This is a genomic window from Duganella sp. sic0402 (assembly GCF_019219065.1).
In the GTDB taxonomy this organism is placed as follows: Bacteria; Pseudomonadota; Gammaproteobacteria; order Burkholderiales; family Burkholderiaceae_D; genus Rugamonas.
In genome coordinates this window covers 403,482-417,407 of sequence record NZ_JAHUWK010000002.1, presented here as the reverse complement: position 1 = coordinate 417,407, position 13,926 = coordinate 403,482, and the positions used below count along the sequence as shown (strand labels likewise).

The following is a 13,926-nucleotide window of genomic DNA, read 5'->3' as shown; positions in this document are numbered from 1 at the left end:
TTTTTTTATGCGCGGTCGAAATGCAGCATGTGTTCGACGTGGACTTTGATTTCGCTGTTCAGGCTGGCGAAGGCTTTGCGCAGGGTGCGGGCGGCGGCTTCGCCGATGCCGTCGACGGTGATGCTGTGCTCGTAGCTGCCGCCACGGCGCAGGATCAGCCATTTGTCGATGCGTGCTGCGGAGCTTTTCAGCGTGGATTCCAGCTGGCCGGCGGCCGGTTGATCTGCGCCCAGCGACAGGTGGAAGGTGTGCGTCATGCGGAACTGGCTGTCCAGCGGGGCGGTGTGGTGGGACGTGGTCATGGGTTCTCCTGAAAGCTTGGCTCGATTTGGAGTAACCATGTCACACCCGCTTCGTTGCCGTTAAAAGGCCGCATCGCCGTAGAGGCTTCCACCTTGCCCGGGGAGGCAGGTTGGCGTCGGATCAACCGACTCTTGATGCTGATGAGCTATACCGGAAATCCGTTATAGCGAAACTGTGTTCAATATAGCGGAAAATCGCTGGGCATGCAATACGCTGCCGGTTATTGCGTTTCTTGCAGCAGCTGGTGGAAGACGGCGCGGCTGTCGTCGTCGATGCGCAGGAATTGGACGCCGGTCTTGAAGCCATGCTCAGCGTCGGGATCGCTGTAGACCACCTGGCCCATGGCCAGCACACTGTGGTCGACCTCGCCCAACTGGACGCTGAAGGAGATGGCGCAGTATTGCGCCAGGCGGATCTGGCTTTCGGTCTGCAGGCTGATGCCGCCGTGCGACAGGTCCAGCGTGCGGACTTCGTGGCGGCTTTCGTCGGTCATGGTCAGCACGGCCGGCTGGCGAACAGCATGGCGGCGGGCGGTGCGGGCTTTCTGGTCCATAACGCTAGCGGAAGTTTGATTGTGGAAAGATTATCACAATCTGCGCTTGCGGCGGTCGGGACGCAGCACTAATAACCACCAACACAACACCCCGAGCGTCAATTGCGGCAAATTGAACAGGAATTTGTCGAGCGTGACATCGCGCCGCTGCGGCCAGGCGCTGTTGGCGGTCTCGGCGATGATGTTGGTGTGGTACAGGCAGGCAGCCAGCAGCAATAATGCAGCGATGCCCCATACCGCCGGCAGGCTGGTGATGCGGTGCCGCAGCAGTGCCGCGAATGGATAGGCCAGCACGCAGCAGAATACATAGGCAAACAGGTTGGCCGGCAGATTGGCCAGGCTAAAGTGCGGCAGCACCACCGGCACCGCGCAAATCGCCACCGCCAGCAGGACGGCAATGACGGGATGGGCGTGTTCCGGCCAGGAGTTGAAACGGCTGGTCATGGACATGGGCTAGATAAAAGGGCTTACATTGTAGTGCCATTTGCCGGGATGGCGGAGGATCCGTTCATCCCTGTCAAAGGCCGGTTGGCCCCGTCCACAGCGCAGTTCGTCGTAACTTTCCATCAAGCAGCCCGAAGCGATGCAATACTTGCATCTTCCCATCCCTATCCGAGGCCAGTAGATGAAATTAACCGTGGTTCGCCTGTTTTTGGTGTTGATGATGTTCTGTTCGGCGGGCGCCAGCCGGGCCTTAGGCTACACCCCTTGTGCCGATGCCGATAAGTTTGCAGATTTAAAAGGAAGCGTTTGCAAGACCAACATGCTGCCGATGTCCTATGAGGCGGCTACAGACGGGCCGCAGGCAACGATCTTTGTTCGCAAATTCCCCGCTGCAGGCGTGTCCCGAGGCGCCGTCTGGCTGGTTTCGGGTGGACCGGGAGAGTCCGGCGCGTCGCTCTATCCGATGCTGCCGACTTTGCGCCGCAGCTTTCCCGGCTTCGACCTGCTGATCCCCGACCATCGTGGTACCGGGTATTCTTCGCGCCTGTGTCCGCAGGAAGAGGGCGTCGATAGCTTGGGCGGCATGGCGCTGGCAGGCGCGGAATGGGGGAGCTGCTTTCAGCGACTCGGTGCACATCCAGAGCTCGCCAAGGACTTTTCCATCACCAGTGCCGCACAGGATTTGCGCCGCCTCGTGGAGGAATCGGATCGCGGCAAACCGGTCTACATTTATGGTGTTTCTTACGGCACGCAATTAGTGTTGCGCGCCCTGCAACTTGGCGATGTGCGGGTTAACGGCGTCATCCTCGACTCGCTGGTGCCCTTGCAGAACGCTGCGGCATGGGACCTGAGCCAGCGCTCGAACGTGGTCGACGCCGTTGGCCGCAAGGTGCTGGCTGACTGCGATACCGACCCGGCGTGCCATGCGGCGCTGGGGGAGGAGGCTGCTGTCTTGTATCGGCGCGTGCTGGCGCAAGCCAGCCAGACGCCGGCGATGCTGGCCGATATTCCAGGTAAAAATCTCAAGCGTTTCCTCGGCGGCGCACTCGATGTGCCGGCTGCGCGCCAGCGGATTCCTTTGCTGATCAAGGCGCTGGCGACTGGGCGTGGCGACGAACCTGGCCTGACCATCGCCGCGCTGCAAGCGGCTGGTGCGACGCTGGGCGCTTATCCGCAAACGCCACCCTCGGTTCCGCTGGTCAGCATCATCAGCATATCGGAGAATAATCTGCGGCCGCAGCTGACGATGGCCGAATTGGCGCAGGAGGAGGCCCAGCTATTGTTCTCCAGCCGGCTGCCGGAGCTGCTGGTCAAGCCAGCCTTGCCAACCTATCCGCGCGATGTCTATTTCGGGCAATTGCCGCAACACCTGCCGCCGTTGCTGGTATTGAGTGGCACATACGATCCGAAGACGCCTTACGAGGGCGCGCGGGAGCATGTGGCGGCGTTGCGGAAAATCGGCCAGGTGGATTGGCTCACTGTCCACGGCGCGCCGCACTTTATCCTGTGGACAGCGCCGGATTGTTTCGCCCGGCACGTGCAAGATTTCATCGACGGACGCCCGGCACGGGACCAGGCGTGCCAGATGACACTGTAACGCGCTTATTTGTCCTGATCCAGCAGGGCCTGAATTTCTTCGCGTTCTTTTTTGCTGACGTGGCCGCCGCGCAGGGCGGCCAGGACCAGGGCTTTGCCGGAGCCGGCGAAGGCTTTCTGAATCAGGTCTTTCAGCAGGTTGGTTTGCACCGAGTCTTGTTCCTGCACTGGGGCGTAGATATGGGCGCGCTGGCTTTCGTCGCGGCTGAGCAGACCCTTGGTATGCATGATTTGCAGCACCCGCAGCACCGTCGCGTAGTTGGCGTCGGGACGGGTTTCCACGGCGGCTTCGTGCACCTGGCGCGCTGTCGCCGGACCGAGCGCGTACAGCAGGCGCAGCATTTCCAGTTCGGCGGCGGTCGGTTTGGGCAGGTTATTGGTACTCATGGATGTAGAATAAAATATCTAGAATGAATTGTCTAGCTGTTCCTGGATGCTTTTGAAGCGCGGCGTACCTAACTGGCAGGCGGCTTGCAGTTCCCGCAACGCCGATGGCGTGCTGTCGCTGCGGTCCAGCAGCTCTTCCAGCAGGTTGCCGAAGGCGCGGACTTCCAGCGTTTGCAGCGCGTCGGCTTGCCGGCCGGCCGGATCGTAGAAGGAGGCGGCGCCGAAGTCGCCCAGCAGCGTGTGGCCGTGGTCGTCGTGCAGGATGTTGTGGCCATACAGGTCGCCGTGCAGGATGCCGTGTTGGTGCAGCTGGGCAGCGGCGGAGGCGATGCCGCGCGCGATGCTCAGCGCGGTTTGCAGCGGGAAGCGTTTATCGGCGGCGTAGATGTCGTGCGTGCAGCTGTCCAGGCTAGGCGGGCCTGCAAGGTTGTGGAATGCGGGCGAGATCAGGTCCATGACCAGGCCGTGCGTGTGCTCCGGATGGTCTTCAACGTGCCCCAGGATAGGGATCAGGTTTGAATGCGCGCCGGCGCCCAGGCAGGCCGCCATTTCGCTCAGCGGCGAGCCGTCGCTGGTCATGGCGCCTTTGAAGAGTTTGACGGCGACTGGGCGGCCATTGGCCAAAGCGCTGGCAGCGGCTGCTGCATCTGACGGCGTGGCCGCTTGCCAGTCGGCACGATAGATGACGCCGGAGGCGCCTTCGCCTAGCTTTTCGCGCAGCGTCAGCGTGGGCCAGCTGATTGCGGCCGAGGGCGTGTGGGCGAGCGCGTCCTCGCGCTGTTCGCTGAAGGGATTGCCGGCGTAGGCCAGCCACGTCAGTCGCGGCAGCGCCAGCAGCCAGTCAGGCAGTTCGGCCAGCTGGTTGCTGGCAATGCGCAGCAGTTCCAGCTTGTGCAGCTGTGCCATCGACGGCGGCAGGGCGCGCAGGCGGTTCCCGGCGAGCATCAGCTTTTGCAGCTGCGGGCGTTCACCCAGCGCGGACGGCAGTTGCTCGATATGGTTGTCGGTCAGCACCAGCCAGCGCAGGCTGGCCGGCAGCGCGGCAGCGGGAACGTGGCGGATCTGGTTGGCTTTGAAGCCGATCATGCTTAGCGCAGGACAGGCGCCCAGCACAGCCGGCAGCTCGGTGAACTGGTTGTCCGAGCAGAAGATGATGCGCAGCTTGTGCAGCCGGTGCAGATCATCCGGCAGCGTCGACAGCGCATTGCCGCTCAGGTCGAGGATTTCCAGGCTGTCGGCCAGCGCAAAGATTTCGCGCGGGAATTCGGTGAGGCCGCAGCGCAAGGTCAGGCGTTGGATGCCTGCCAGCGCGCCGCTGCGCAACTGCTCCAGGGTGTGCATGTGAGGTGGCGATAGAAAACGACGCCGCAGTGTATCACTTCGACGTCGCCAGCGCCGCCTCAGCGGCTTACCATTTCATCTCGCCTTTGGCGACCTTGGCGCTGATGTCCAGCGCGCTTTCCAGGCCGGCGTTCGGGTACAGCTGCTTCATGCGCGCGATCAGCGCGGCCGAGTTGGCGGCCTTGGCGGTTTCCGCTTCAAACTTGACCAGGTAGTCGCGGGTGTGGGCTATGCTGTCCGGCGTCAGCGGCAGGCTCGGTGCGAAGTGGCCCGGCACCACGGTGACCGGCTTCAGCGAGGCGATACGGTCCAGCGTCGCCAGCCATTGCTTGCGCGCAGCCGGCGTTTGCGCGTCGGCCGTCCAGACGTGCAGGCCGTTGAACACCGCGACGCCGCCAACCACCGCCTTGATCGATGGAATCCACACATAGTCCGCCGTGATGTCGAGTTTCTGGCCTTCCAGCGACAGATTGCCTTTCAGTGGTTGCGGCACGATCACTTCCTTCGGCGCGTTCTCTTTCAGGATCGGGCCCCAGTAGGCGACCTTGGCGTCTTTTTTTGCCTTGATGCCGTCAATCACGTGCGGCAGCGCGACGATCTTCGCATCCGGGAAGGCGGCGTGGATCACGTCCAGGCCAAAGTAATAGTCTGGATCGTCCCAGCTGATGTAGACCGTGGTCAGGTGCTTGCCGCTGGCCTTGATCTTCTCCACCAGCTTGATCGCTTCGCCGCGCGAGAACTGGGCGTCGATCAGCACCGCGTCCTTGTCGCCGCTGACGAGTACCGACGCGACCGGGAAGATGGCGGCCTCGCCTGGATTGAATACTTCAAGCTTGAGTGGCGCGGCTTGGGCGCTGATGGCGGTGGCGAGGGCGGCGGTCAGCAAGGCTTGTTTGAACATGATCACTCCAGATAAGTAAGAATGACGCCATCTTAAATTGCTCGATCCGTTAGAAAAATACGGTAATCTGCGCTTGTTAATTGCATAAATCGGACGAATCATGGATCGTATCACCGCCGCACGGGTATTTATCAGCATCGCCGAGCGTGGCAGCATGATCGCCGCCGCCGAAGCGCTGGACATGTCGCGCGCCATGGTGACGCGCTATCTGGCTGAAATGGAGGCCTGGGCCGGCGCCCGCCTGCTGCATCGCAGCACCCGCCGCCTGAGCCTGACCGATGCGGGCGAACTGACGCTGGCGCGCTGCCGCCGCATGCTGGAAGTGGCCGATGATATGGCGGTGGCGGCAGGCGCAGACGCCGACACGCCGCAGGGCTTGTTGCGCATCACTTGCTCGCAAGCGCTGGCCCAGGCTCAGCTGCTGGGCGCTGTCGGCGAGTATCTGCAGCGTTATCCGCGCACCTCGGTCGACTTGCAGATGAGTAACCGCGCAGTCAATCTGATCGAGGAGCGCATCGACCTGGCGCTGCGCGTCACCAATACACTGGAGCCGAACCTGATCGCCCGCCAGCTGGGCGTGTGCGACTCGGTGGTGTGCGCCGCACCATCCTATCTGGCGCAGCACGGCACGCCGCAGCTGCCGCAGGACCTGGCCAGCCACAACTGCCTGACCTATACCTATTTCGGCAAAAGCCTGTGGCAGTTCAGCGATGCCGGCGGCGCCGCGCTGTCGGTGCCGGTCAGCGGCAATCTGTCAGCCAACGAGGATTTCATCCTGCTGACAGCGGTGGAGCAGGGCGCCGGCATCGCCCTGCAGCCGCGGTACAGCGCCGCGCCGCTGATCGGGCAAGGCAAGCTGGTGGCGTTGCTTCCGGGCTACACTCCCTTAAGTATGGGGATTTACGGGATTTACACCTCGCGCCAGCATATGTCGCCGGCGCTGCGCGCCATGCTGGACTTATTGCTAACCCGGTTTGAGAGCGAGCAGCGGCGCGGCTTAAGTTAACATTAATGCTGAAAGTTTCATCGGTATTTTTCCGCACAAATGGTTGTTGCGATACAATACCGGTGCTATGCTGAATGGCCCGTTTTAGGTAACACCCGAACAAAAGCCCTTCCCCCACAACTTGATGTGCAATCCGCTAACCGGTCAGGCCGTGTCGCGGAAGGTTAGACTAACCCGCTAATTCCTCGCGAAACGCGAAGAAAGGTGAGCAAGAATGATGCAACAATATACGTCCAACTCCTACCTGTTCGGTGGGAATGCTCCGTACGTTGAAGAACTGTACGAAGCGTATCTGAATAACCCAGGCTCGGTTCCAGACAACTGGCGCGCCTACTTCGACGCCATGCAACACGTGCCGGCCGTCGATGGCTCCAATAAAGCCGACGTCGTCCACGCTTCCGTCATCGCCTCCTTCGCCGAGCGCGCCAAAGCAGGTCCTATCCGTACCGTAACCGCTTCCGCCGACGTCGAAATGGGTCGCAAGCGCGTGGCCGTTACCCAGCTGATCGCAGCCTACCGTTATCTGGGCTCTCGCTGGGCTAACCTGGACCCGCTGCAACGCCAGGAGCGTCCAAGCATTCCTGAACTGGAGCCTAGCTTCTACGGCTTCACGGATGCGGACATGGACACCGTATTCAACATCAGCAACACCTATTTCGGTGGCGAGACCGCGACCCTGCGCGACTTGCTGAACTTCCTGCGCGACACGTATACCCGTTCGATCGGCGCAGAGTATATGTACATCTCCGATCCGACCGAAAAGCGCTGGCTGCAAGAGCGCCTGGAGTCGATCCGCTCGACCCCAAGTTTCAGCCCGGAAAAGAAAAAGCACATCCTGGAGCGCCTGACCGCTGCCGAAGGCCTGGAACGCTACCTGCATACCAAGTACGTCGGCCAGAAGCGCTTCTCGCTGGAAGGCGGCGAAACCTTCATCGCCTCGATCGACGAGATCATCCAGCGCGCCGGTGAAAAAGGCGTGCAAGAGATCGTGATCGGCATGGCCCACCGTGGCCGTCTGAACGTGCTGGTCAACACCCTGGGCAAAGCGCCCAAGGACCTGTTCGAAGAATTCGAAGGCAAACACGGCGACGACCTGCCAGCAGGCGACGTGAAATACCACCAGGGCTTCTCGTCGGACATCTCGACCGCTGGCGGTCCAGTCCACCTGTCGCTGGCATTCAACCCATCGCACCTGGAAATCGTCAACCCAGTGGTTGAAGGTTCGGTCAAAGCGCGTATGGACCGTCGCGGCGACCACGGCGGCAAACAAGTGCTGCCTATCCTGGTACACGGCGATGCAGCATTCGCCGGCCAGGGTGTTGTGATGGAAACCCTGAATCTGGCGCAAACCCGTGGCTACGGCACCGGCGGTACTGTGCACATCGTGATCAACAACCAGATCGGTTTCACCACCTCCGACCCACGCGACGCCCGTTCGACCATCTACTGCTCGGACGTGGTCAAGATGATTGAAGCGCCTGTGCTGCACGTCAACGCCGATGATCCGGAAGCGACCGTGCTGGCATCGCAGATCGCCATGGACTACCGCGCCGAATTCGGCAAGGACATCGTGGTCGACATCATCTGCTACCGCAAACTGGGCCACAACGAGCAAGATACCCCAGCGCTGACCCAGCCGCTGATGTACAAGAAAATCGGCAAGCACCCAGGCACCCGCAAGCTGTATGCGGACAAGCTGGCCACCCAGGGCGTGATCGCGGCCGATGGCGGCGAGCAGCTGCAAGCGGCCTTCCGTGACGCCATGGACGCCGGCAAGCACACCGTTGATCCAGTCATCTCCAACTTCAAGAACAAGTTCGCCGTCGACTGGCTGCCGTTCCTGAACAAGAAATGGACCGACGCCGCCGACACCGCCGTACCGCTGACCGAACTGAAACGCCTGGCCACCCGCATTACCACCGTGCCGGAAGGTTTCAAAGTCCACTCGCTGGTGGAAAAAGTGCTGGCTGACCGCGCTGCCATGGGCCGTGGTGAAGTCAACCTGGACTGGGGCATGGGCGAACACCTGGGCTTCGCGTCGCTGGTGTCGTCGGGCTACGCGATCCGCCTGACCGGCCAGGACGCCGGCCGCGGCACCTTCGTGCACCGTCATGCTGTGCTGCACGATCAAAACCGTGAACGTTGGGATGCCGGCACCTATGTGCCGCTGCAGAATGTTGCTGAAGGCCAGGCGCCATTCACCGTGATCGACTCGGTGCTGTCGGAAGAGGCCGTGCTGGGCTTCGAATACGGTTATTCGACCGCAGAGCCAAACACCCTGACCATCTGGGAAGCCCAGTTCGGCGACTTCGTCAACGGCGCCCAGGTTGTCATCGACCAGTTCATCAGCTCCGGCGAAGTGAAGTGGGGCCGTGCTTCCGGCCTGGTGATGATGCTGCCACACGGCTACGAAGGCCAGGGTCCAGAGCACTCGTCGGCACGCCCGGAGCGCTTCCTGCAACTGTGCGCGGACAACAATATGCAAGTGGTGCAGCCAACCACCGCCTCGCAGATCTTCCACGTGCTGCGTCGCCAGATGGTGCGTCAGTTCCGCAAGCCGCTGGTCATCATGACCCCGAAATCGCTGCTGCGTAACAAGGATGCAGGTTCGCCACTGAGCGAACTGGCCAAAGGCGCGTTCCAGACCGTGATCGGTGAAGTGGACGAGAGCATCGACGCCAAGAAAGTCAAACGCGTTGTAGCCTGCTCGGGCAAGGTCTACTACGACCTGGTCAACGCACGCAAAACGCGCGGCCAGACCGATACCGCCATCGTGCGTATCGAGCAGCTGTACCCGTTCCCGCACAAGGCCTTCGCTGCCGAACTGAAAAAGTTCCCAGCCGCGACCGAAGTGGTGTGGGCACAGGACGAACCGCAGAATCAGGGCCCATGGTTCCAGATTCAGCACAACATCTTCGAGAGCCTGGAATCGGGGCAGCGTCTGGCTTACGCCGGCCGCCCAGCTTCGGCGTCGCCAGCGGTCGGTTACTACGACAAGCACTACGCTCAGCAAAAAGAGCTGCTGGAAACCGCATTCTCGAAACTCAAGGGTTTCATCCTGACCAAATAAGCAGCACCACTTTATGAACGGAGCGCCCGGCTGCTACGCGGCGGGCGCCGCAAAAACAAAATATACGGAGTTTTTTCATGGCACAAATCGAAGTCAAAGTTCCTCAACTGTCTGAATCCGTCGCTGAAGCGACCATGCTGACCTGGCACAAAAAAATCGGCGAAGCTGTTGCGCGCGACGAAAACCTGATCGACATCGAAACCGATAAAGTCGTGCTGGAACTGCCAGCACCAGCCGCAGGCGTGCTGGTACAAATCATCAAAGGCGACGGCAGCACCGTGGTGGCTGACGAAGTCATCGCGATCATCGACACCGACGCTGGCGCCGCTGCAGCACCAGCCGCCGCCGCTCCTGCTGCTGCACCTGCCGCCGCGCCAGCCGCTGCCGCTGCTCCAGCCGCCGCAACTGGTGGCTCGAAAGGCGACGTGGCGATGCCAGCCGCCGCCAAGATCCTGTCGGAAAAAGGCCTGAGCGCTGGCGATGTCGCCGGTTCGGGCAAAGATGGCCGCGTGACCAAGGGCGACGCCCTGGCCGCTTCGGCATCGTCGACCCCAGCAGTTGCACCACTGGCCGCACCAGCCGCCAAGCCAGCGCTGGCACAAGTCGCTGCGCCAGCAGCCGCCAACCTGGGCGATCGTCCGGAAGAGCGCGTGCCAATGAGCCGTCTGCGCGCCCGTATCGCCGAGCGTCTGCTGCAATCGCAATCGACCAACGCCATCCTGACCACCTTCAACGAAGTCAACATGGCGCCAGTCATGGAACTGCGCAACAAGTACAAGGACAAGTTCGAGAAAGAACACGGCGTCAAGCTGGGCTTCATGTCGTTCTTCGTTAAAGCCGCTGTTGCAGCGCTGAAGAAATACCCGATCATCAACGCCTCGGTTGACGGCAACGACATCATCTACCACGGCTACTTCGACATCGGTATCGCTGTCGGTTCGCCACGCGGCCTGGTGGTGCCTATCCTGCGCAACGCCGACCAGATGTCGATCGCTGAAATCGAGAAGAAAATCGGCGAATTCGGCGCCAAAGCCAAAGAAGGCAAGCTGACCCTGGACGACCTGACCGGCGGCACCTTCTCGATCTCGAACGGCGGCACCTTCGGTTCGATGCTGTCGACCCCGATCATCAACCCGCCACAATCGGCGATCCTGGGCGTGCACGCGACCAAAGACCGCGCCGTGGTGGAAAACGGCCAGATCGTGGTGCGTCCGATGAACTACCTGGCAATGTCCTACGACCACCGCATCATCGACGGCCGCGAAGCCGTGCTGGGCCTGGTGGCCATGAAGGAAGCGCTGGAAGATCCTGCACGTCTGCTGCTGGACCTGTAATTCATCGCATGACCTCGGGGCCGCATGGCCTCGGGGGATTCTCAGGAAGGTCATGAATGAGCGTTGCTGAAGAAATCAAGCGTTTGCACGAACTGCACCAGGCTGGCGCGCTGTCGGACCAAGAGTTCGCCGCCGCCAAAGCCCGTTTGCTGAACGACCAGCCCAGCCAGGGCGCCGGCATCTCCGATGACATCACCCGCCTGCGCCGCTCGCGCACCGACCGCTGGCTAGGCGGCGTGTGCGGCGGACTCGGTCGTGTCACCGGTGTTGATTCCTGGATCTGGCGCTTGCTGTTTGTGCTGTTTGTCTGCACCTTCGGTTTCGGCCTCGCAATCTACATTCTGTTATGGATCTTCGTTCCTGAAGACGAACTGATTGGACAATAAAAAATGAGTAAACAATTTGACGTAGTAGTTATCGGCGCAGGTCCTGGCGGTTATATCGCCGCTATCCGCGCTGCACAGCTGGGTTTCTCGGTGGCCTGCGTAGACGCATGGGCAAATGAAAAGGGCGGTCCTGCACCAGGCGGCACCTGCACCAACGTTGGTTGCATTCCATCCAAAGCGCTGCTGCAATCGTCGGAGCACTACGAGCACGCCGGTCACGCGTTCAAGGACCACGGCATTGACGTGTCGGGCCTGTCGCTGAACCTGGGCCAGATGATCAAGCGCAAGGACACCGTTGTGAAGCAAAACAACGACGGCATCCTGTTCCTGTTCAAGAAAAACAAGGTCACCTTCTTCCACGGCCTGGCATCGTTCGCCGGCGCCGCCACCGCTGAAGGCTACCCGCTGACCATCTCGGCGCCTGCCAACGAGAGCATCACTGCCAAGCAAGTCATCATCGCCACCGGTTCGAACGCGCGCGCTCTGCCAGGCGCTGAATTCGACGAGCAACTGATCCTGTCGAACACCGGCGCGCTGGCCATCGGCGAAGTGCCGAAGAAGCTGGGCGTGATCGGCGCCGGCGTGATCGGCCTGGAAATGGGTTCGGTATGGCGTCGCCTGGGTTCGGAAGTGACCGTGCTGGAAGGTCTGCCGACCTTCCTCGGCGCGGTGGACGAGCAGATCGCCAAGGAAGCCAACAAGCTGTTCACCAAACAAGGCCTGAACATCAACCTGGGCATCAAGATCGGCAAGATTACCAAGGGCGCGAACGACGTTACCGTTGAATTCGAAAACGCCAAGGGCGAAGCCAACACCGCCGTGTTCGACAAGCTGATCGTATCGATCGGCCGCACCCCGAACACCAACGGCCTGGCTGCTGACAAAGTCGGCCTGGCGCTGGACGAGCGCGGCTTCGTGGCGGTTGACGACGACTGCAAAACCAATCTGCCAGGCGTCTGGGCAATCGGCGACGTGGTACGTGGCCCGATGCTGGCGCACAAAGCGGAAGAAGAGGGCGTTGCCGTTGCCGAGCGCATGGCTGGCCAGCACGGCCACACCAACTTTGCGACCATCCCTTGGGTGATCTACACCTCGCCGGAAATCGCGTGGGTAGGCCGCACCGAGCAGCAACTGAAGGCCGACGGCGTGGCTTACAAAGCCGGCACCTTCCCATTCCTGGCCAACGGCCGCGCACGCGCGCTGGGCGATACCTCGGGCATGGTCAAGTTCCTGGCGGACGCGAACACCGACGAAATCCTGGGCGTGCACATCATTGGCCCGATGGCTTCGGAACTGATCTCGGAAGCCGTGGTTGCGATGGAGTTCAAGGCTTCGGCTGAAGACATCGCGCGCATCTGCCACGCTCACCCTTCGCTGTCGGAAGCGACCAAGGAAGCCGCGCTGGCAATCGACAAGCGTACCCTCAACTTCTAAGTTGATGTAGCTTGTAAACAGGGCGGGCCGCTATGGCCCGCCGTTTTTGTTTGTGCAGAATGAACTTATGAACGTCCAAGAGTACTACCACAACGCGCTGTCGCAGCGCGGCTACAAGGCTGACGAGGCGCAGCAGCGCGCCATCACCCGTCTGCAGCAATGCTATGACGAGTGGGTGAGCTACAAGGGCCAGCGCTCCAGCACCTTCAAGCGCCTGATCAACCGTCCGGCGGTGCCGAAAGGCGTGTATATGTGGGGCGGCGTCGGACGTGGCAAGTCCTTCCTGATGGACAGTTTCTTCTCGGTGGTGCCGCTGGTGCGCAAGACCCGGCTGCACTTCCATGAATTCATGCGCGATGTGCACCGCCAGCTGGACGAGCTGCGCGGCGTGGCCGACCCGCTGGACGAGGTGGCCAAGCGCGTCGCCAAAAAATACCGGCTGATCTGCTTCGACGAGTTCCACATCTCGGACGTGGCCGATGCGATGATCATGTATAACCTGCTGAAGGCGCTGTTCGACAACGGCGTATCCTTCATCATGACCTCCAACTACGATCCCAACCTGCTGTATCCGGACGGCCTGCACCGCGACCGCATCCTGCCGACCATTGCGCTGCTGTACGAGAAGCTGGATGTAATGAATATCGACGCCGGCATCGACTATCGCGGCCGCGCGCTGGAACAGGTCGAGGCCTACTACACGCCGCTCAACGCCAAGACGGATGCGGCGCTGCGCGAAGCCTATGCCAGCGTTGCTGAAACTGCCGACGAAGATCCGGTGATCCGCATCGAGGCGCGCGAAATCCGCTCGCTGCGCCGCGCCGGCACCATCATCTGGTTCGACTTCAACACCTTGTGCGGCGGCCCGCGCTCGCAGAACGATTACCTGGAAATCGCCAGCCGTTTCCATACCGTGATATTGTCGGGTGTGCCGATGATGTCGGCCTCGATGTCGTCGGAAGCGCGCCGCTTCACCTGGCTGATCGACGTGTTCTACGACCAGGGCGTAAAACTGCTGATGTCGGCCGAAGTGGCGCCGGAAGAGTTGTACACGACCGGCGCCATGGCCAACGAATTCCATCGCACCGTGTCGCGTATCGTTGAGATGCAATCGCAGGAATACATGAACCGCCAGCAGCGTGGCGCCGCCGCGTCGCTGTCGTGAAGGATA

13 protein-coding genes and 1 riboswitch are annotated in these 13,926 nt (G+C 61.4%); of the genes, 7 read left to right on the top strand and 6 right to left on the bottom strand.

The features are described from left to right. Positions 1-5: 5 nt before the first annotated feature. The 3 genes from KW842_RS07460 to KW842_RS07450 form a co-directional block, all read right to left on the bottom strand. A complete protein-coding gene (locus tag KW842_RS07460; protein ID WP_218303454.1) occupies positions 6-302 on the bottom strand; it encodes a hypothetical protein in 297 nt (98 codons plus the stop codon). 40 nt (positions 303-342) lie between these two features. Then, positions 343-446: riboswitch (SAM-I-IV-variant riboswitch) on the bottom strand. A gap of 77 nt (positions 447-523) precedes the next feature. Beyond that, positions 524-856 (bottom strand): PilZ domain-containing protein, encoded by a 333-nt coding sequence (locus tag KW842_RS07455; protein WP_218303453.1) that lies wholly within the window; start codon positions 854-856, stop codon positions 524-526. 33 nt (positions 857-889) lie between these two features. Then, a complete protein-coding gene (locus tag KW842_RS07450) occupies positions 890-1,300 on the bottom strand; it encodes a hypothetical protein (RefSeq protein WP_218303452.1) in 411 nt (136 codons plus the stop codon). 397 nt (positions 1,301-1,697) lie between these two features. On the opposite strand from KW842_RS07450, the gene KW842_RS07445 reads away from it, so the two are divergent. Then, positions 1,698-2,897 (top strand): alpha/beta fold hydrolase, encoded by a 1,200-nt coding sequence (locus KW842_RS07445; RefSeq protein WP_218303451.1) that lies wholly within the window; start codon positions 1,698-1,700, stop codon positions 2,895-2,897. A gap of 5 nt (positions 2,898-2,902) precedes the next feature. On the opposite strand, the gene KW842_RS07440 is transcribed toward KW842_RS07445, so the two are convergent. The 3 genes from KW842_RS07440 to KW842_RS07430 all read right to left on the bottom strand — a co-directional run bounded on the left by KW842_RS07440 (position 2,903) and on the right by KW842_RS07430 (position 5,525). Further along, a complete protein-coding gene (locus tag KW842_RS07440) occupies positions 2,903-3,283 on the bottom strand; it encodes a BlaI/MecI/CopY family transcriptional regulator (RefSeq protein ID WP_218303450.1) in 381 nt (126 codons plus the stop codon). Positions 3,284-3,301: 18 nt separating this feature from the next. Then, entirely contained in the window at positions 3,302-4,624 is a 1,323-nt protein-coding gene (locus tag KW842_RS07435; protein WP_218303449.1) for a leucine-rich repeat-containing protein kinase family protein, read from the bottom strand. 67 nt (positions 4,625-4,691) lie between these two features. Continuing rightward, complete coding sequence (locus KW842_RS07430; RefSeq protein WP_218303448.1) at positions 4,692-5,525, bottom strand: MBL fold metallo-hydrolase; 834 nt, start codon at positions 5,523-5,525, stop codon at positions 4,692-4,694. A gap of 100 nt (positions 5,526-5,625) precedes the next feature. On the opposite strand from KW842_RS07430, the gene KW842_RS07425 reads away from it, so the two are divergent. The 6 genes from KW842_RS07425 to zapE all read left to right on the top strand — a co-directional run bounded on the left by KW842_RS07425 (position 5,626) and on the right by zapE (position 13,920). Continuing rightward, on the top strand, positions 5,626-6,531 hold the full coding sequence (locus KW842_RS07425; protein WP_218303447.1) for a LysR family transcriptional regulator: 906 nt from the start codon (positions 5,626-5,628) through the stop codon (positions 6,529-6,531). A gap of 214 nt (positions 6,532-6,745) precedes the next feature. Continuing rightward, on the top strand, positions 6,746-9,601 hold the full coding sequence (locus KW842_RS07420; protein ID WP_218303446.1) for a 2-oxoglutarate dehydrogenase E1 component: 2,856 nt from the start codon (positions 6,746-6,748) through the stop codon (positions 9,599-9,601). A 77-nt stretch (positions 9,602-9,678) separates the two neighbouring features. Then, a complete protein-coding gene (odhB, locus tag KW842_RS07415; protein ID WP_218303445.1) occupies positions 9,679-10,935 on the top strand; it encodes a 2-oxoglutarate dehydrogenase complex dihydrolipoyllysine-residue succinyltransferase in 1,257 nt (418 codons plus the stop codon). Between the two features lie 56 nt (positions 10,936-10,991). Then, positions 10,992-11,321: a PspC domain-containing protein gene (locus KW842_RS07410; RefSeq protein ID WP_218303444.1), complete on the top strand. Its 330-nt coding sequence runs from the start codon at positions 10,992-10,994 to the stop codon at positions 11,319-11,321. A gap of 3 nt (positions 11,322-11,324) precedes the next feature. Then, the gene (lpdA, locus tag KW842_RS07405; protein ID WP_218303443.1) at positions 11,325-12,755 is read left to right on the top strand and encodes a dihydrolipoyl dehydrogenase; all 1,431 of its coding nucleotides are present in this window, start codon (positions 11,325-11,327) and stop codon (positions 12,753-12,755) included. A gap of 67 nt (positions 12,756-12,822) precedes the next feature. Further along, a complete protein-coding gene (gene zapE, locus KW842_RS07400; RefSeq protein WP_218303442.1) occupies positions 12,823-13,920 on the top strand; it encodes a cell division protein ZapE in 1,098 nt (365 codons plus the stop codon). Positions 13,921-13,926: the final 6 nt, after the last annotated feature.